20 protein-coding genes are annotated in these 18,551 nt (G+C 63.5%); 14 read left to right on the forward strand and 6 right to left on the reverse strand.

Annotated features, from left to right (window positions below):
• Positions 1–29: 29 nt before the first annotated feature.
• Together ACU5AZ_RS09490 and ACU5AZ_RS09495 are read right to left on the reverse strand one after the other, a co-directional pair.
• Positions 30–551 (reverse strand): DUF992 domain-containing protein, encoded by a 522-nt coding sequence (locus ACU5AZ_RS09490; protein WP_446825744.1) that lies wholly within the window; start codon positions 549–551, stop codon positions 30–32.
• Positions 552–724: 173 nt separating this feature from the next.
• Positions 725–1,339 (reverse strand): MOSC domain-containing protein, encoded by a 615-nt coding sequence (locus ACU5AZ_RS09495; protein ID WP_446825745.1) that lies wholly within the window; start codon positions 1,337–1,339, stop codon positions 725–727.
• Between the two features lie 66 nt (positions 1,340–1,405).
• On the opposite strand from ACU5AZ_RS09495, the gene recR reads away from it, so the two are divergent.
• The 4 genes from recR to ACU5AZ_RS09515 all read left to right on the forward strand — a co-directional run bounded on the left by recR (position 1,406) and on the right by ACU5AZ_RS09515 (position 4,235).
• Positions 1,406–2,011, forward strand: a complete 606-nt coding sequence (recR, locus tag ACU5AZ_RS09500; protein WP_446825746.1) for a recombination mediator RecR — start codon at positions 1,406–1,408, stop codon at positions 2,009–2,011.
• A gap of 209 nt (positions 2,012–2,220) precedes the next feature.
• Complete coding sequence (locus ACU5AZ_RS09505; RefSeq protein ID WP_446825747.1) at positions 2,221–3,498, forward strand: lytic murein transglycosylase; 1,278 nt, start codon at positions 2,221–2,223, stop codon at positions 3,496–3,498.
• A 108-nt stretch (positions 3,499–3,606) separates the two neighbouring features.
• Positions 3,607–3,798, forward strand: coding sequence for a hypothetical protein (locus tag ACU5AZ_RS09510; protein WP_446825748.1), 192 nt, complete (start codon positions 3,607–3,609; stop codon positions 3,796–3,798).
• A gap of 17 nt (positions 3,799–3,815) precedes the next feature.
• A complete protein-coding gene (locus tag ACU5AZ_RS09515; RefSeq protein ID WP_446825749.1) occupies positions 3,816–4,235 on the forward strand; it encodes a type II toxin-antitoxin system VapC family toxin in 420 nt (139 codons plus the stop codon).
• Positions 4,236–4,292: 57 nt separating this feature from the next.
• Here ACU5AZ_RS09515 and ACU5AZ_RS09520 read toward each other — a convergent pair whose 3' ends face one another.
• Positions 4,293–5,915, reverse strand: a complete 1,623-nt coding sequence (locus ACU5AZ_RS09520) for an MFS transporter (protein WP_446825750.1) — start codon at positions 5,913–5,915, stop codon at positions 4,293–4,295.
• Positions 5,916–6,234: 319 nt separating this feature from the next.
• Here ACU5AZ_RS09520 and rimP point away from each other — a divergent pair, with 319 nt between their 5' ends.
• From rimP to infB, 4 genes are all read left to right on the forward strand, one after another.
• Positions 6,235–6,831, forward strand: coding sequence for a ribosome maturation factor RimP (gene rimP, locus ACU5AZ_RS09525; protein WP_446825751.1), 597 nt, complete (start codon positions 6,235–6,237; stop codon positions 6,829–6,831).
• Positions 6,832–6,894: 63 nt separating this feature from the next.
• Positions 6,895–8,511, forward strand: a complete 1,617-nt coding sequence (gene nusA, locus ACU5AZ_RS09530) for a transcription termination factor NusA (RefSeq protein ID WP_446825752.1) — start codon at positions 6,895–6,897, stop codon at positions 8,509–8,511.
• Positions 8,511–9,203 (forward strand): RNA-binding protein, encoded by a 693-nt coding sequence (locus ACU5AZ_RS09535; protein ID WP_446825753.1) that lies wholly within the window; start codon positions 8,511–8,513, stop codon positions 9,201–9,203. The genes nusA and ACU5AZ_RS09535 overlap by 1 nt, the downstream gene beginning before the upstream one ends.
• Before the next feature lie 102 nt (positions 9,204–9,305).
• Positions 9,306–11,975 carry a translation initiation factor IF-2 gene (gene infB, locus ACU5AZ_RS09540; RefSeq protein WP_446825754.1) on the forward strand — a complete coding sequence of 890 codons (2,670 nt, stop codon included), beginning with the start codon at positions 9,306–9,308 and terminating at the stop codon, positions 11,973–11,975.
• A gap of 405 nt (positions 11,976–12,380) precedes the next feature.
• Here infB and ACU5AZ_RS09545 read toward each other — a convergent pair whose 3' ends face one another.
• Entirely contained in the window at positions 12,381–12,638 is a 258-nt protein-coding gene (locus ACU5AZ_RS09545) for a type II toxin-antitoxin system VapB family antitoxin (RefSeq protein WP_446825755.1), read from the reverse strand.
• Positions 12,639–12,905: 267 nt separating this feature from the next.
• Between ACU5AZ_RS09545 and rbfA the strand changes: the two genes are divergently transcribed.
• The 5 genes from rbfA to ACU5AZ_RS09570 all read left to right on the forward strand — a co-directional run bounded on the left by rbfA (position 12,906) and on the right by ACU5AZ_RS09570 (position 16,001).
• A complete protein-coding gene (rbfA, locus tag ACU5AZ_RS09550) occupies positions 12,906–13,316 on the forward strand; it encodes a 30S ribosome-binding factor RbfA (protein WP_446825756.1) in 411 nt (136 codons plus the stop codon).
• Positions 13,317–13,325: 9 nt separating this feature from the next.
• Positions 13,326–14,255: a tRNA pseudouridine(55) synthase TruB gene (gene truB / locus ACU5AZ_RS09555; RefSeq protein WP_446825757.1), complete on the forward strand. Its 930-nt coding sequence runs from the start codon at positions 13,326–13,328 to the stop codon at positions 14,253–14,255.
• A 377-nt stretch (positions 14,256–14,632) separates the two neighbouring features.
• Positions 14,633–14,842: a cold-shock protein gene (locus ACU5AZ_RS09560; RefSeq protein ID WP_446825758.1), complete on the forward strand. Its 210-nt coding sequence runs from the start codon at positions 14,633–14,635 to the stop codon at positions 14,840–14,842.
• Between the two features lie 339 nt (positions 14,843–15,181).
• On the forward strand, positions 15,182–15,562 hold the full coding sequence (locus tag ACU5AZ_RS09565) for a DUF6481 family protein (protein WP_446825759.1): 381 nt from the start codon (positions 15,182–15,184) through the stop codon (positions 15,560–15,562).
• Positions 15,563–15,725: 163 nt separating this feature from the next.
• Complete coding sequence (locus ACU5AZ_RS09570; protein WP_446825760.1) at positions 15,726–16,001, forward strand: hypothetical protein; 276 nt, start codon at positions 15,726–15,728, stop codon at positions 15,999–16,001.
• A gap of 120 nt (positions 16,002–16,121) precedes the next feature.
• Here ACU5AZ_RS09570 and ACU5AZ_RS09575 read toward each other — a convergent pair whose 3' ends face one another.
• Both ACU5AZ_RS09575 and ACU5AZ_RS09580 read right to left on the reverse strand, forming a co-directional pair.
• Positions 16,122–16,826 carry an anti-sigma factor gene (locus ACU5AZ_RS09575; RefSeq protein ID WP_446825761.1) on the reverse strand — a complete coding sequence of 235 codons (705 nt, stop codon included), beginning with the start codon at positions 16,824–16,826 and terminating at the stop codon, positions 16,122–16,124.
• Positions 16,823–17,368, reverse strand: coding sequence for a sigma-70 family RNA polymerase sigma factor (locus tag ACU5AZ_RS09580; RefSeq protein WP_446825971.1), 546 nt, complete (start codon positions 17,366–17,368; stop codon positions 16,823–16,825). The genes ACU5AZ_RS09575 and ACU5AZ_RS09580 overlap by 4 nt, the downstream gene beginning before the upstream one ends.
• A gap of 214 nt (positions 17,369–17,582) precedes the next feature.
• Between ACU5AZ_RS09580 and ACU5AZ_RS09585 the strand changes: the two genes are divergently transcribed.
• On the forward strand, positions 17,583–18,374 hold the full coding sequence (locus ACU5AZ_RS09585) for a DUF4394 domain-containing protein (protein ID WP_446825762.1): 792 nt from the start codon (positions 17,583–17,585) through the stop codon (positions 18,372–18,374).
• Positions 18,375–18,551 lie beyond the last annotated feature (177 nt).

Here is an 18,551-nt window from a genome sequence, read left to right on the forward strand (position 1 = left end):
TGTTCTTCCCGTAGCGGGACTATGGCTGATTACGGCTTGTAGACCGGAGCCGCTGCCGGCGTGTAGGTCAGGTTCAGAGCCGTCAGGTTGGCGGCGAGATTGACGCCGAGCGTGCTTTCGATCGAGAGCGGCTGCAGGGCGACCGAACCATCGAAACCGCCGACCAGGCCTTCAACGCCGCCGCCGAAGCCGACAGTCACATTGCCGCCGAGACCGCCGTAATTGCCCTGAAGCGCACCTTCATCGATCTTGGACGGGGCAAACACGGCCCAGGCGAACTTGCCGCTCTTGATATAGCCGAGATCGACGCCGACCTTGGTGATCTGGCCCTGGTAGTGCTCGACCGGACCGTTATGGGTCGGCTCGAAGATGCAGTCGAGGCTGCGGCGCGAGCCGATGACGGCGCTGATGCCGGGGCTGATGTCACAGGTCAGCAGGCCCGTCTTGACCATGGCGGCGCTCGCCTGCGTCGCGGCCAGCGGAACGAGCGTCGCGGCTGCGAGTGCGACGGCGGAAACCTTGGCAAAGGAAGACTTGGTGAATGAGGACATGGGAAAACTCCTTCATGCTGAAATTGCTTTGAGCCGCAGCCGATGGCCGGCCGCCGGTTCTCGGATAGGAAACACCCGGCCCGCCGGCATTGTTCCGTTTCCACTGAATGATTTCGGCAGATAATTATGGCTTTTCCAGCGTGGCGACGTTCTGACGCAGGGCCTATGACGGCTCAGGCCGCTTCGAGCTTCGCCTTGAGCTTGTGGTGGATCGGCGCGGCCAGAAACCGCGCCCGGTCGGCAGCGCCGAGCGGCTTGCCGTAGGTCGCCATCATTTCCGGCATCAAGACCTTCTCGCCGTCGAAGGGCTGGTAGGCGACCCTCTCGCCGGGGCTGATGACACCGCCGGAAATGACGCGGCAATAGATGCCCGGCCGCCCGGCCTGCGTGTAGCGCTTGACGAACATCGGATCGTCCATGCGGGCGGCAAAGGTGGCGCAGGGAATGCGCGCCGAGGTGACTTCCAGCACCGCGTCGGCGACGTGGAAGCGGTCGCCGACCGACACCGTGGTGTTGTCCAGCCCCTCGACCACCAGGTTCTCGCCAAAGGTACCCGGCTCGACCGGCCGGCCGAGTTCGCGCGCCCACCAGTCGAGTGTGACCGATCCCTCGACATAGATCGCCTGGTCGACGCCGCCATGGTGCTTGCGGTTGCAGATCGCGTCACCGACGATGCCCTCGCTGTCGACGAAGACCGGAACGTCCACCGGACGCTTGAAGATGCCGGTCTTGTAGCTCTTGCCGGGGAGCGTTCGCGCTTCGCCGATGCAGACTGCCAGGATTTTCATCTCTATTTTCCGGCTCCCCTGCCGCAAGCGTTTCTAATGCCGGCAACATGCGCTAAAAGCGCTGACATGGCAAAGCGAGTCACCGGTCCCGAAATCGAAAAACTGATCCAGCTCCTGGCGAAGGTGCCGGGGCTCGGTCCCCGTTCGGCGCGCCGCGCGGCGCTGCATCTCGTCAAGAAGAAGGACCAGCTGCTCGGACCGCTCGCCGATGCGATGTCGGACGCGCACCGCAATGTGAAGATCTGCTCGCGCTGCGGCAATGTCGATACGATCGACCCCTGCACCGTCTGCACCGACATCAACCGCGACCAGGCGGTGATCATCGTCGTCGAGGATGTCTCCGACCTCTGGGCGCTGGAGCGCGCCGGCGCGATGAATGCCGCCTATCACGTGCTCGGCGGCACGCTGTCGCCGCTCGACGGCGTCGGGCCGGACGATCTCAACATTCGCGGCCTGATCAACCGCGTCGCCGAGGGCGGCGTGAAGGAACTAATCATCGCCGTCAACGCCACCGTCGAGGGCCAGACGACCGCGCACTACATCACCGACCAGCTCGCCGACCTCGACGTCAAGATCACCCGGCTTGCCCACGGCGTGCCGGTCGGCGGCGAGCTCGACTATCTCGACGAGGGCACGCTGACGGCCGCGCTGAGGGCCAGAACCGCCATATAAAGACACATCGCCAAAGGAGGATCGGCATCGTGCAATCTTTGAGGAGCCTTTTTGCTCTTTCCAAGCGCAGATTACCCCCCTCTGCCCTGCCGGGCATCTCCCCCACAGGGGGGGAGATTGAAAACCGCGAACGCTTTCCTCTGACAAATACTCTTGTGCTCCGGTCATTTGTGAAGGGCGGCGCTCCGGGGGCCCGCCGATCTCCCCCCTTGTGGGGGAGATGTCCCGAAGGGACAGAGGGGGGTAAACGACTGGGCCACCTCCTCGCCGCCGCATTCCTCACCCTCCTCCTCGCCACCCCCGCCGCCGCGCTCGACAAGAACGCCGTGACCGCCCAGTTCCGCAGCTGGCTGAAGACCGATCTCTGGCCGAAGGCGGAGAAGGCCGGCGTCACGCGCAAGACCTTCGACAGCGCCTTCTCCGATGTCGAGCTGATGTGGAACCTGCCGGACCTCGTGCCGCCCGGCACCAAGCCGCCGAAGAAGCGCGAACAGAGCCAGGCGGAGTTCTCCTCCCCCGGCCCCTATTTTTCCGAAAAGCGCCTGCAGGCGCTGGCGGCCGGTGGCCAGGCGATGATGCGCAGCTACGCCGCGACGCTGAAGAAGATCGAACACGTCTACGGCGTGCCGGGGCGGATCGTGCTGGCGGTCTGGGGCCGTGAAACCGGATACGGGCGTGCCAGCATCCCGAACCGGGCGATCGACGTGCTCGCCACCAAGGCCTTCATGTCGACCCGAAAGGACATGTTCGAAGGTGAACTCATCTCGGCGCTGCACATCATCGGCGGCGGCGACAGCACGGTCGACGGGCTGAAGGGCTCCTGGGCCGGCGCGCTCGGCCAGCCGCAGTTCATGCCGACGAGCTATTTGCAATATGCCGTGGATTTCGACGGCGACGGCAAGCGCAACATCTGGACCTCGGTGCCGGACACGCTGGCTTCCATCGCCAACTATCTATCGAAGAAAGGCTGGCAGCGCGGCCGCGACTGGGGCTACGAGGTCACCATTCCGGCCAAAGTCTCCTGCGCGCAGGAAGGGCCGGATCTGGCGAAGCCGATCAATGCGTGGGCGGCAAGCGGCATCACCCGCATTACCAGCAAGGACTTTCCGGCGGAGGAAAAGTCGAAGCCGGGCATGATGCTGGTGCCGGCCGGCCGCGACGGCCCGGCCTTCATCGTCACGCCGAACTTCTATGTCATCAAGGAATACAACAACTCCGACCTCTACGCCCTGTTCATCGGCAATCTCGCCGACCGGATCGCCTATAATTCCGGCCCGTTCCGGGCGCCCTGGGGCGATATCGGCCACATGCTCCGCTCCGACGTCGCAGCCATGCAGCGTGCGCTGGAAAAGCAAGGCTACGACGTCGGCGGCGCCGACGGCCTCCCCGGCTACAAGACCCGCCGCTCGCTCGGAGCATGGCAGGAAAAGAACGGCATGGCGGCGACGTGCTTTCCGGAGGAGAGGTTGAAGGGGATGGTGCGGTAGGGGAGATGGGCAAATTTGGAGCGAAACAAGACAAAAATCTGGGTTCATGAGATGCTCGCAAATGCGGCAAATACGCGCTATATATGAGTGATGACCAAGGCTGAGCTCATGAAGGAACCGACCGGCAAGTTGGTGGTACGTGATTCACGGACCGGCCGTTTCCTTGAAGTGCGTGGCGCGGACGCAATGAAGTCATCTCCGCTGCCATTGAAGAAGGGCATTGATCTCACCAAGCCGATTGCAAAGCAGGTTCGAGGCAGGTCCGTTCCCAAACAACGAAAACTTCCTTCTCAAGGTTGACACCCTTGGCGGGGGTATTGCTCGATACTCACGCGCTCTACTGGCTGGTTACGGCCGCCAAATCATTGACAGAGGAAGCGCTGATCGAAATTGCGGGCAGTCAGGCCAGCGGTTCTCTTTATGTGTCCCCGATTACTGCTTGGGAACTGACAATCGCATCCCGAAAGCCGGCCCATAAGGATCCTCCGAACTTCGGTGCAAACTCGCCATCGAAGTGGTTCTCTCGATCACTGGCGGAGACCGGTGCGAAGATCATCCCCATCAAGCAGCGCATCGCGATCGAAGCAGCCACCGTCGTCTCCGAAACTGGACATAAGGACCCGGGCGACTGTTATCTGATCGCCACGGCGCGGGTCAAAAAGCTCCCGATCATATCAAGAGACAGCATTTTCCAGGCTTTGGCAGCACAGGGCTATCTCAAGATGATCGTTTGCTGACCCTTGCAGCTCGATCGAAACTGCACGGGACCATCGCCTCTGCAAACGGCTCCCCCCTCAATGATGATGATGCTGATGAAAGACATCATCCGCCGGCGGGATCGCCTGGCGTTCGATCATGCGGTGGACGCGCGGGCGGGTTGCGCCCTTGTGGAGGGCGTTGAGGCGGTCGCTGGATTCGGCATCGGCCTTGGTGCGCCGCGTGTTGTGGCGGACATACTCGACCCAGGTCGGCGTGTGGTAGGTCTCCGTCCATAGATCCGGGTTTTCCAGATCGCGCATCAGCGCCCAGTTCTGCGCGCCATCGCGGATGCGGATGCGCCGGCGTTCGACCATCAGCGCCAGGAAATCCTCGATGTCGTTCTCGTCGATCTCGTAATCGATCTGGATGACGATCGGGCCGCTACGCGGCTTGATGTCGAGCTGCAGGTGCGGCTCGGCGAAGCGGTTCAGCGGATCGAGGTCGAGCGTTTCGAAGGCGGGCATCGGCAGGCGGAAGCCGATGGCGATGCCGAGCGCCAGCATGATCGCGGAGACGACCAGGGCAATGCTGACGCCGTGGCTTTCGGCCAGCACGCCCCAGATCCACGAGCCGAGCGCCATGCCGCCGAAGGTGGCCGTCTGGTAGAGCGACAGCGCGCGCCCGACCACCCAGCGCGGCGTCGAAAGCTGCACGACCGTATTAAACAGCGACAGAGACAGCACCCAGCCGGCGCCGGCGATCATCAGCGCCGGAAAGGCCTGCCAGACATGGCTGGAAACCGCGACGATGGCGGCGGCCAGCGAAAAGCCGGCGAACGAACAGCGCACGATCACTTCGCTCGACAGAACCGCGCGGATGGCGTTGTTGGAAATGGCGCCGGCGATGGCGCCCAACCCGAAGGCGCCAAGCAGACCGCCATAGACGAACGGGCCGCCCTGAATATGCTCGCGCACGACGATCGGCAGCAGCGCCAGGATCGACATGGCGGCGAAGCCGAAAAAGAAGCCTCGGAACATCACCGTCATCAGCTTCGGCGACATGGAGACGTAGCGCAGGCCGGCGGCAATCGCGTGGCCGAGCGATTCGCGCGGCAGCCGGCTTTCCGGATAGACCGGCTTCCAGCGTATGAGCGCGTAGATCATCGCCAGATAGGAGACGGCATTGACCGCGAAGGCCATCGCCGCGCCGGCGATGGCCACGATGATGCCGCCGATCGCCGGGCCGACGCTGCGGGTGATGTTGAACGCCACGCTGTTGAGCGAAACGGCGGACGGCAGGTCGTCGCGGCTGACGATGTCGCCGACGGAGGCCTGCCAGGACGGGCTGTTCAGGGCCGTGCCGCAGCCGATCAGGAAGGTGAAGGTCAGGAGCAGCCACGGCGTCATGAAGCCGCCATAGGTAAACAGCGCCAGAAGCGCGGAGACGACGAGCAGGAAGGATTGCGCAAACAGCAGCACCCGGCGACGGTTGAAGCCGTCGGCGATGGCGCCGGCGATCAGCGAAAACAGCATGATCGGCAACGTATTGGAGGCCTGCACCAGCGCCACCATGTCCTTCGACGATGAAATCGAGGTCATCATCCAGGCGGCGCCGACGTCCTGGATCAACGCGCCGAAATTGGACGTGATGCTGGCAAGCCAGATGGTGAGGAAGACGGGGTTCCTCAACGGCGCCAATGACGATTTCCTATCCTGCACGATGCGATCCGGTGATGCGATTTTGGGGCGTGATTCCTGATATAAGACAAGTCAGGCGCGATGGGCTATGATCGATCTGCAGTTTACTTGAGAAAGTGTTCACTTTCGGACAGACCATGAAACCGGCGCGTGAACGCGCGGATGGACCGGCCCTGCGCCCCGCCCTTGCATTCGCGGGTGAGGCGGCGTATATACGGCGCAAATTCTTGATCGTTTGATGAAGAGTGGGGCCGCCAAGGACCCGCTCTTTTTTGTTACCTCGATCAGGCTGACTTGCAACGACATGCTCCCGGGAGGGCATTGCTTGACGGAAACACCGATGACCGAAAATGCTGCAGAACCGCGTCTGATCGTCGAAACGGGACTCGATGCGCGCATTGCCGACATCATCGAACCCGTTCTGGCCGACATCGGCTTCCAGCTTGTCCGCGTGCGGCTCAACAGCCAGAACGGCCTGACGCTGCAGATCATGGCCGAGCGGCTCAATGGCACGATGACGGTAGAGGACTGCGAAGAGGTCTCCATGGCCGTTTCGCCGGTTCTCGATGTGGAAGATCCGATCGACAAGCAGTATCATCTGGAAGTGTCGTCGCCCGGCATCGACCGGCCGATGGTCCGCAAGTCGGACTTTTCCCGCTGGCAGGGCCATCTGGTCAAGTGCGAGACGTCGATCGTCGTCGACGGCCGCAAGCGTTTCCGCGGCAAGATCGCCGAGTGCGGCGACGAGGGCTTCGTGCTCGAGCGCGACCAGATCGCCTATGGCGAGGAGCCGCGGGTGACGATCCCGTTTGCGGCGCTTTCCGAGGCCAAGCTCATTCTGACGGACGAGTTGATCCGCGACGCGCTGCGCGCCGACAAGCTGGCCAAGCAGCAGGCCGCCAATCAGAACGACGAACCTGTCGAAGACGACGAATAACATTTTGGAATTCAACGCCGGTCAAGCTTGGGGAAGCGCCGGCAGCAAGACGGAGAAGAGAAAATGGCAGTCAGTGCGAACCGGCTGGAGCTTCTGCAGATCGCGGATGCCGTAGCCCGCGAAAAGGTAATCGACCGCGAGATCGTGCTTGCAGCGATGGCCGACGCGATCCAGAAGGCCGCCCGCTCCCGCTACGGCTCGGAGTCCAACATCAGGGCCGACATCAACCCGAAGACCGGCGAGATCCATCTGCAGCGTCTTCTCGAGGTTGTCGATCAGGTCGAGGACTACTCCACGCAGATCGCGCTGGAGCTTGCCCGCGACCGCAACCCGGACGCCGTTATCGGCGACTTCATCGCGGACCCGCTGCCGCCGATGGATTTCGGCCGCATCGCCGCCCAGTCGGCCAAGCAGGTCATCGTGCAGAAGGTGCGCGAAGCCGAGCGTGACCGCCAGTTCGAGGAATTCAAGGATCGCGTTGGCGAGATCGTCAACGGCACGGTCAAGCGCGTCGAATACGGCAACGTCATCGTCGACCTCGGCCGTGGCGAAGGCATCATTCGTCGCGACGAGATGATCCCGCGCGAAAACGTCCGCTACGGCGACCGCATCCGCGCATACGTCTACGACGTGCGTCGCGAACAGCGCGGCCCGCAGATCTTCCTGTCGCGCACGCATCCGCAGTTCATGGTCAAGCTCTTCACCATGGAAGTGCCGGAAATCTACGACGGCATCATCCAGATCAAGTCGGTTGCCCGTGACCCGGGCTCGCGCGCCAAGATCGCCGTCATCTCCAACGATTCGTCTATCGATCCGGTCGGTGCCTGCGTCGGTATGCGCGGCTCCCGCGTTCAGGCCGTCGTCGGCGAACTGCAGGGCGAAAAGATCGACATCATTCCGTGGTCGCCGGAACCCGCCTCCTTCATCGTCAACGCACTGCAGCCGGCGGAAGTCGCCAAGGTCGTGCTCGACGAGGATGCCGAGCGCATCGAAGTGGTCGTTCCGGACGAACAGCTGTCGCTGGCCATCGGCCGTCGCGGCCAGAATGTCCGCCTCGCCTCTCAGCTGACCGGCTGGGACATCGACATCATGACCGAGCAGGAAGAGTCGGAGCGTCGCCAGAAGGAATTCAACGAGCGCACCGCCCTCTTCATGGACGCGCTCGACGTCGACGAAATGGTCGGCCAGGTTCTGGCCTCGGAAGGCTTCGCCGCCATCGAGGAACTGGCCTATGTCGAACTCGACGAAATCGCCTCCATCGACGGTTTCGACGAGGACACGGCACAGGAAATCCAGACCCGCGCCCGCGAATTCCTGGAGCGCCAGGAAGCCGAACTCGACGCCAAGCGCCAGGAACTCGGTGTTTCCGACGAACTGCGCCAGATCGACGGCATGACCACTGCCATGATGGTCAAGCTCGGCGAAGACGGCATCAAGACGATCGAGGACTTTGCCGGCTGCGCAGCTGACGACCTCGTCGGCTGGAGCGAGCGCAAGGACGGCGAGACCAAGAAGTTCGCCGGCCTGTTCTCCGATCTCGACATCTCGCGTGTCGAAGCCGAGAACATGGTCGTTCAGGCCCGTCTGGCCGCCGGCTGGATCACCGAAGAGGATCTCGCCACCGAGGAAGTCGAAGCCGAGGACGGCGCCGAAGGCGAAGAGAGCGGCGAGGAAGCGTGATGCCGAACACGGCGCCCGAGACGCAGCCCGATGAGGGCGGCGACGAACTTGACGGCGCCGTCAACGGACGCATGTGCATCGTGACGCGCGAAAGCGGATCGGCCGACGAGCTGATCCGCTTCGTGGCGGCACCGGACGGAACCGTCGTGCCGGACCTGAAGCGCAAGCTTCCCGGCCGCGGCTGCTGGGTGAAGGCCGAACGGCCGCTGATCGACAAGGCCGTCGCCAAGGGTCTGTTCTCGCGGGCGCTGAAGACGAAGGTGAATGCGGATCCGGCGCTCGGCGCCGAGATCGATCGCCTGCTGGTCGAGCAGCTCGCCGGCATGATGAACCTGGCGCGCAAGGCGGGCCAGTTCGTGACCGGCGCCTCGAAGGTCGACGGCGCCATCCGCAGCGGCCAGGCGATCGCCGTGTTCCACTCGGCGGATGCCGCCGCGGACGGGATCAGAAAACTCGACCAGGCCCGCAAGGCCTGGCATCTCGGAATGGAGACCGAGAGCGAAATTCCGGCCTTCCTGCTCCTCTCGACGGAGGAAATGGACCGGCTGATGGGCCAGAACGCGTTTATCCATGCTTGCGCGCTTGCAGGGCAGGCCGGAGAAGGTGTAGTGAAGCGCGCAAACATGCTCACACGGTATCGCGATGGTGGCCCGAACATGACGAAAGGCGGCAAAAGCCGTATCGAAGAATGAAGCGCCTGCCGGCGGGAGCCGGCTGTGGCGCAGCGTGCATTGATTTGAACGACGGGGTCTGATGCTAAGGTCATCCGCTCCCGTCCCAAGGAACGGAACGGAATGACCGATAGCAAAGACGACAAGACAATCAGCGTAGCGGGCAAGAAGACACTCACCCTGAAACCTTCGGGCGTGAGCCAGGGCACCGTGCGCCAGGATATGGGTCGCGGTCGCACCAAGGCCGTTGTGGTTGAAACCCGCAAACGGCGTATCTCCCGGCCGGAAGACGAGAAGCCGGTGGCAGCACCGGCGGCCGCTGCCGCCCCCGCACCGCGCCCCCCCGAGGCGCCGCAGCCGCGCCCGCCGCAGCCCTCCGTTACCCAGCGCTACAACCGTCCGCAGGGCGGCCCGCAGCAGACCCGTCCGACGGCACCGCGCCCGGGCAACGCGCCCGCTGGAAAGTCGCTTTCCGCCGGCGAGATGGAAGCCCGCCGCCGCGCGCTTGTCGAAGCGCAGGCGCGTGACGTCGAGGAAGCCAAGCAGCGCGCCGAAGATGAGAAGCGCCGCCGCGAGGAGGACGTCCGCCGCGCAGCCGAGCGTGCCGCAGCAGAGCGCGAGGCCGCAGAACGCGCGGCCGCCGCAGCCGCCGAGCCGCAGCAGGCAGCCGAAGAGCCGGCACAGGCCGCTCCCGCCGCCGCAGCAGCAGCAGAACCGGTGCAGGCCCGCAGGGCGCCCGAAGCCGACAAGCCCGGCGCACCGGTCACCCCGGTCGTGCGTGGCCGTGGCCGCAATGACGACGATGACGACCGCGAAGCATCGCGCGGCGGTCCAGCCCGCGGCAAGGTTACCCGTCCGGAACCGGCCAAGGCCCCTGCCCGTCCGAAGGGCGAGGACGAACGCCGCCGCGGCAAGCTGACGCTGAATGCCGCACTCGACGAGGACGGCAGCGCTCGCGGCCGTTCGCTGTCTGCTATGCGCCGCCGGCAGGAGAAGTTCCGCCGCAGCCAGATGCAGGAAACCCGCGAAAAGGTCATGCGCGAAGTGATCCTGCCGGAGACGATCACTATCCAGGAACTGTCGCAGCGCATGTCCGAACGCGCCGTCGACGTCATCAAGTACCTGATGAAGGAAGGCCAGATGATGAAGCCGGGCGACGTCATCGACGCCGACCTCGCTGAAATCATCGCGACCGAATTCGGGCATACCGTCAAGCGCGTCTCGGAATCCGACGTCGAAGAAGGCATCTTCAACGTCAAGGACGATGAAGGTGAGCTGGTTTCCCGTCCGCCGGTCGTGACCATCATGGGTCACGTCGACCACGGCAAGACCTCGCTGCTCGACGCCATTCGCAAAGCCAATGTCGTGGCTGGTGAAGCCGGTGGCATCACGCAGCATATCGGCGCCTATCAGGTCGAACAGAACGGCCAGAAGATCACCTTCATCGACACCCCCGGCCACGCCGCGTTTACCGCGATGCGTGCCCGTGGCGCCCAGGCGACCGACATCGCGATTCTCGTGGTGGCGGCCGACGACAGCGTGATGCCGCAGACGATCGAATCGATCAACCACGCCAAGGCGGCCAACGTGCCGATCATCGTGGCGATCAACAAGATCGACAAGCATGAGGCAAACCCGGACAAGGTTCGCCAGCAGCTTCTGCAGCACGAAGTGTTCGTCGAATCCATGGGTGGTGAAGTGCTCGACGTCGAAGTCTCGGCGAAGAACAAGCTGAACCTCGACAAGCTCCTCGAAGCCGTGCTTCTGCAGGCCGAAATCCTCGACCTCAAGGCCGATCCGACCCGCACGGCCGAGGGTACCGTCATCGAAGCGCAGCTCGACCGTGGCCGCGGTGCGGTTGCGACCGTGCTCGTCCAGAAGGGCACGCTGAAGCCCGGCCAGATCATCGTGGCCGGCGATCAGTGGGGCCGCGTGCGTGCGCTGGTCAACGACCAGGGCACCCATGTCAAGGAAGCCGGTCCGGCCATGCCGGTCGAAGTCCTCGGTCTTTCCGGGACGCCTGCGGCCGGCGACAAGTTCGCCGTGGTCGAGAACGAGGCGCGTGCTCGCGAAATCTCCGAGTATCGTCAGCGTCTGGCACGTGACAAGGCGGCTGCCCGCCAGTCGGGTCAGCGCGGTTCGCTCGAGCAGATGATGAGCAAGCTGCAGGATACCGGCTTCAAGGAATTCCCGCTGGTCATCAAGGCCGACGTGCAGGGTTCCGTCGAAGCGATCGTGGCAGCCCTCGACAAGCTCGGGACCGACGAAGTGCGGGCCCGGATCGTCCACTCGGGCGCCGGCGCCATCACGGAATCGGATATCTCACTCGCCGAGGCTTCGAATGCCGCGATCATCGGCTTCAACGTGCGTGCCAATGCCCAGGCGCGCACCGCGTCCGAGCGTGACGGCATCGAGATCCGCTACTACAACATCATCTATGACCTGGTGGATGACGTGAAGGCGGCGATGTCCGGTCTGCTCTCGCCCGAACGCCGCGAAACCTTCCTCGGCTACGCCGAGATCCTCGAGGTGTTCAACATCACGAAGGTCGGCAAGGTCGCGGGTTGCCGCGTCACCGAAGGCAAGGTCGAACGTGGCGTCGGCGTCCGCCTGCTGCGCGACAACGTCGTCATCCACGAAGGCAAGCTCAAGACGCTCAAGCGCTTCAAGGACGAAGTCTCGGAAGTCAATGTCGGCCAGGAGTGCGGCATGGCGTTCGAAAACTACGAAGACATCCGCGCCGGCGACCAGATCGAGTGCTTCCGCGTGGAACACGTGACGCGTACGCTGTAACAAGCTGCGAACTCAGAAATCATAAACGGCCGCCTCGGCAACGGGGCGGCCGTTTGTATTAATGCCCCCATGTACCATTCGGCGTATTAATCCAAAGGCTCCTTTGCACCTAAATACTACTGAAGCGCACGACGTCCGTCTTTCACATCTTCTCGGCGAAATCGCGGAGGAGGAAGATGAGGCTTGCCGTGGGATGCTTACCGTCTTCGTCGTGCACAAAAATGGCGATCAGAAGCCGGGTAAGGGCTTCTTTGAAATGGCACAAAAACTAGGCCGGAATGTTCGAGACGAAGATGAATTTTGGATTAGTGAGCTTAAAGCCGTCCGTGATGTTTGGAGTAATAAACTCAGGTAAGGCATGTCCGCGAGGCAGTGCTTTCTTGATTGGTGACGTATCGATCGCTATCAGCCTGGCAGCCCGTTATCGTCATAGCCGAGAATTTCATCCGCTGTTCGGGGATCTATAATGGGCATCGCAGCCCATCTGCGCCGGCTCTCGGCGAGCTTTCCCCTCAGAAGATCGTTCCTCCCGTCCGTAGGCCCAAGTCGCTTCAGACGGTCTTCGATCGCCTTCCTCGTCGCCTCGATGATACTTTCCCCCGTCCGGCTCGCAAGCATGCGGGCCAACCGCTCGGTCTCGGGATCGTTGATGCTGAGTGCCATTTCACGCCTCTCTACCTGTTTGGGTATATTCCACCTATTCATTCAACAAGTGAACAGGCTCCTCATGGATTGGCGCAGAACAGTTACCATCCGCTGTCCTTCTCCCCGCCGGCGGGGAGAAGGTGCCCGGCAGGGCGGATGAGGGGCAGTCGGTGAGCCCCCACACCTTGACCTTTCGCCCGAAAAGGTTCATTCACCGCCCACTTTGAAATCTCGGGTTCGATCCCCCGGCTGCCGCGCCGTATTGCGGCGCAAGAGTTAGAGACAATGGCAAAAGCTACATCATCGGCGCCCTCGCAGCGCATGCTGCGCGTTGGAGAACAGGTCCGCGCCGCCATCACCCAGGTGCTGCAGCGCGGCGAAGTGCGTGACGATCTTCTGGAAAAGACCGTCGTTTCGATTTCCGAAGTGCGCATGTCGCCGGACCTGAAGATCGCCACGGCCTATGTGACGCCGCTCGGCCTCACCGACCATGACGCGGTCGTCAAGGCGCTGAACAAGAACGCCAAATACATCCGCGGCCGTATCGGCGGCCAGCTCCGGCAGATGAAATACATGCCGGAAGTGCGCTTCCGCGACGACACCTCGTTCGACAACTACCAGAAGATCGACGAGCTTTTGCGCTCGCCCGAGGTCCAGCGCGACCTCGACCACGATGATGACGACACCCAAAACTAAGAAGAACATATGTCCAGACCCCGCAAGCCCAAGGGCCGGCCGGTTTCCGGCTGGCTGATCCTCGACAAGCCGTTCGATTTCGGCTCCACCGAGGCCGTTTCCAAGATCAAGTGGCTCTATAAGGCGCAGAAGGCCGGCCATGCCGGCACGCTCGATCCGCTCGCCTCCGGCATGCTGCCGATCGCGCTCGGCGACGCCACCAAGACCGTGCCCTACGTCATGGACGGCCGCAAGATCTACGAATTCGCCGTGACCTGGGGCGAGGAACGCGCGACCGACGATCTCGAGGGCGATGTCGTCCAGTCCTCCGACGCGCGGCCGACGGAAGAGGCGATCCGCGCCATCCTGCCGAACTATACCGGCGTCATCGAGCAGATCCCGCCGCAGTTTTCGGCGATCAAGATCGCCGGCGAGCGCGCCTATGACATGGCCCGCGACGGCGAGACGGTCGAAATCCCCGCCCGGGAGGTGGAAATCTTCCGCCTGACGCTCCTGAAGACCGAGGCCGACCACGCCTTCTTCGAGGTCGAGTGCGGCAAGGGCACCTATGTCCGCTCGCTCGCCCGCGATTTCGGCCGCGACCTTGGCTGCTACGGCCATGTCTCGGCGCTGCGCCGCACCTATGTCGCCCCGTTCGGCGAGGCGCAGATGGTGCCGCTCGAAAAGCTGACCGCCCTGGAAGAAATCGAGGACCAGGACGCTCGCCTCGCGGCGCTGGACGCCTTCCTGATCGACACGGCGGAAGCGCTCTCCTCGCTGCCGCACGTGCCCGTCACCGAAGACCAGGCCCACCGCCTCCGCATGGGCAACCCGATCCTCTTACGCGGCCGCGACGCGCCGCTCGGCGCCGACGACGCCTATGCGACGGTCAAGGGCAAGCTGATCGCCATCGGCGAGATCGCCGGCGGCGAGTTCCGGCCACGGCGCGTATTCGGCTAGGCGTTCTGTCGCCTGCAAACGGCAGTGTCGCCCAGCCCCGGCCGGGCGGCCGCTCCGGCTTGCAAATCAGCCCCGCGGGTGTCGCGCGAATGGGTCCAAAGGCCCCGTCTTCGCGGCCCGGTGCGCTTTGGCGAAACGACGGCCTTGCCCCGGCGCGACGGCAAATAAAAAGTCGATATAGCAATAATAAAAATCCGCCGGTTGACATTCATCCCAAGGCACTCTAAATATAGTTCATCGATCTTTTGCTTGCCGAGCTTTGTCTACCGCGCGATTGGCACCGCGCTCTTAGCGAACTTTTCTTTCAAAAATAGTCGGTTTTACCCGCGTAGCATCCGCTGCACGGTCCTTTAATCTATGCTTTGAAAGGGTTCATCATGACCAATGGCACAGTAAAATGGTTCAATTCCACCAAGGGCTTCGGCTTCATCCAGCCTGACAATGGCGGCGCCGATGCGTTCGTCCACATCTCTGCCGTCGAGCGCGCCGGAATGCGCGAACTCACAGAAGGCCAGAAGGTCGGCTACGAGCTGGAACGCGACAACAAGTCCGGCAAGATGTCGGCCTGCAACCTCCAGGCCGTCTGAAACATCCCGGTATCCGCTCTCCCTTGACCACGGATGTACTGGCACTGTCGAGAGCAAGATACCCGCAAGGTCAGGCAAATTGCCTGGCCTTTTTTGTTGGCGCGGCATCAGGCCGCCCTGACCGGGAAACGACCAATTACCAAGGGCATGGCGGATCTCGCCGGATGGCGGAGATGGCCTTTCACCGATACCCGGTCTCAATTCTTCGCCCGCCACGGCGGCTTCGTTCAGCCCGTCTTGCCAGGGAATTGAGGGCTCGCGGGGCAACGCCCGTATCTCCCCTTGCTGAACGGGCCAGGACAAGCCGGGCCTGATACACACGATTTGCAGGACAAGCATTTGAAGAACTCCAGAAACAACGACATTTCCGATCGCCGCGGCGCCTCCATGGATGCCAAGGCCGCTCTTCTCACCGCCTACCAGGCGGCCAAGAGTGCAGCCGATCCCGCCAGGGAAGCAAGACAGGCGGAACGCGCGGTTGCCGCCGCGGCCAAGGAAGAGCGACGCCTCGAGCGGCAGCGGCAGAAGCGTGCCGACGCCGAGAGAAGCGCCAGGGAGGCCCTGGAACGGCAGATGGCTGCGGATGCTGCAGAACGCGCCGAAATCGACGCCCGCGAGTCTGCGGACAAAAACCGCATCGCGCGGGTGCTTGAAGACGAGGCCGCCCGCAAGGCGGAGCGCGACCGGCGCTACGCCAACCGGAAGGCGAGGCAGGCCTGACGTCCAGATCCGGGTCATGCGGCCGGCTATGCCAGGCCGCGCGATCCTGCGGCAACGACCAACCGGACGCGCTCGGCGATTTCCATCCCCCGGCGTCGGTCTTCGACCGACGGCGCGGAGCAAACCGCCGCCAGGCAATCCGTCCTATCGAAAGGTGCCCACCATGCCAGAGACTCCCGTCGAGCTGCAGGCGATCAACACGGCGTGGCAGATCGCCATTCAGGAAATCCTTCGAATGGTGATCCGCGACATTTATCACGCGGAGGGAGAGGTCGCCTTTCTTGCGAACATCAAGCGCATCGAAGAGGCCGCCGTCGACAGCATCCATTCCGACCTTCGGCTGCGCGGGACGGATGAATGGACGGAAGTGCTGGTCAAGGAAAAGGCGAGCAACTTCGTGACCTCCTTGCTGACATCGTTCACATACGACCGGCCCTGACCGGGTCGAAGCGCCTGGTTTCTGACGTGTACGTCGGCCGGGCAGCGGGAAGTTCCGGCCGCGGCGGGTGTTCCGGGTAATCGATCACCAATCGCCGCCAAAGCCGCCGGCATTGCTCCGCTATCGCGGCAGCTGCGCGAAACCCTTGGCGAGGATCGGCCCTGTCGGCCGGCCTGTCGGCGAGCCGCCACGCTGCTCGAGCGTGATCTCGTAGAGCTGGTTGTCCTTCGGGCGCGGCAATGCCGGCCCGTCGAGCCGCGTCGAGCGCGTGCCTTCGATCAGGCCGAGCGACACCGGCCCCATCTCCTTCGACGGCAGGGTCCAGACCTGCATCGTCCTGTCGGCCGGAACGGAGATGTCGGCCAGCAGCTGGATGGCGGCGTTTTCGTTGCCGAAATCCTCGACCACCGCCTGAACCTGGCCCGTTTCATCGAGCAGCACGGCGATGACGACCGGCTCGACGGTGCGCATCAGCGACGCCGTCAGTCCGCCGACCAGCAGGACGGTCGCCGCGATGGCCGCAATCGCGGTGGCGCGCCAGACCTTGAGGCGATTGTCATTGGCGGGCGGTGGCGATGGCCGCGCCGCAACGCGCGACTGCTCGGGCAGTGCCGCCGATATGCGCTGCCACAGCGCCTCATCGACCGGTGCCGGTTCAATGCTGGTATCGAGCGGCAGAAACCGTTCACGGCTGGCAGCCACGGCGTTCCTGAGATCGGCGTCGTGCTCCATCTCGGCCTCCACCTCCGCCGCCTCGGCAGTTTCAAGCAGCCCGAGCACGTATTCGTCGGCGATGGCGTAGATGTCATCTCGTTCGAAGGTCATGCCATGCACTCCCTGAGCGCCGCCAGCCCCCGCCGGATCCAGGACTTGGTCGTCCCCAGCGGCAGGCCGAGCCGTCCCGCGATTTCGCCATGCGAATAGCCGCCGACATAGGCCATCAGGATGCCGCGCTTGTTCTTCTCGTCGAGCGCGCCGAGGCAGCCGTAGAGACGCGAGTTGCGATCGAGCCGGTTCCAGGCGTCGATGACCTCGTCGGAGGTCTCGCGCTCCTGAAGTGCCACGATATCCTCGCTTCCATATTCCCGCTTGCCGTCGCGCAGCATGTTGAGCGCCCTGTTGCGCACGATGGCGTAGATCCAGCCGCGTGCCGAGCCACGCGCGGGATCATACTGGTGGGCATGGGTCCAGATCCGGATGAAGGCTTCCTGGACGACCTCTTCGGCCAGGTCGCGGCGCCGAACGATGCGCTGCGCCACCGCCACCAGCCGCCCGGCCTCGACCTCGAAGATGGCGCGGAGCGCCGTGCGATCGCCGGCGGCGCAGGCCACCAGCCGGCGTTCGAGTTCCTCCGGCGCGACGCCCATCAGCATTCGGCAGCCTCCTCGTCCAATGCGATCTTGATCCCGCGGATCGTTTTTCCTTCAACAGCTATAACCGAGAGATGCTCAATTAGATGCAGCGCAAATTATTTTTTTCGGTGCTGCATCCAAATGGCCATGCCGGCGTGTCTACCCCACAGGAAGCAGGACCTGGCCGCCGCCAGACCGCTTCCGTTTGAAAACCCAATGGGAGAATGACATGACAAAGACGATCACCCTCAGCCTGCTTGCCTCCGTCCTCGTGGCCGGCACCGCAGCCAATGCCTTTGCCGCCCCCGTTCTCGGCCTCATCGGCGACAAGACCCTCGTGATGTTCGACACGGAGAAGCCGGACGTCTCGAAGACCATGGAGGTCACCGGTGTCGACAGACTGGTCGGCGTCGACTTCCGCCCCGCAAACGGCACCGTGATCGGTGTGACGCCGGACCACAAGATCGTGACGATCGACCCGGAAACCGGCGCTGCCACGGACGTCGCCACCATGGACAAGACGCTGCCGACGACCGACGCCCCCGTCGTCGTCGACTTCAACCCGATGGCCGACCGCCTTCGCTTCATGACGGGCACGACCAATCACCGCGTCCACCCCGATACCGGCGCCGTCACGGTCGACGGCTCGCTTGCCTTCGAGGACGGCGACATGCACAAGGGTGAAACCCCGAACATCGTCTCGGCCGCCTATATCAACTCGATCGGCAAGCCGGAAAAGACCGCGATGTACAACATCGACGCGACGATCGGCGCCCTCATCCAGCAGACCAAGCCGAACGACGGCACGCTGAAGGCCATCGGCAAGCTCGGCATCAAGGACATGCCCGCGACCTACGCCTTCGACATCCAGGGCATGGAAGGCGGCAAGAACACCGCCTATCTGGTCGCCAGCAAGGTGCTCTACACCGTCAACCTGGAAACCGGTGCCGCGACCGAAGTCGGCGCGGTCGGCGGCGTCGATGGCGACCTCCGCGACATCACCGTCCTTCCCGCAATGTAACATCCGATCGGGGGCGGACCACCACGTTCGCCCCCTCAGGTGCCGAGCATACGCGTCTTGACGGCTTCCTCTTCTCCCCTTGGGGGTCCGAAGGACGGGCGAGACCGTCGGCTCGCCCCGGTCAAGTGCCGAGCACAGCGAGGCGATGAGGGGTTCCCTCCTCTTGTGCCAGCCAAG

It is taken from the genome of Rhizobium sp. PAMB 3182, assembly GCF_052908355.1.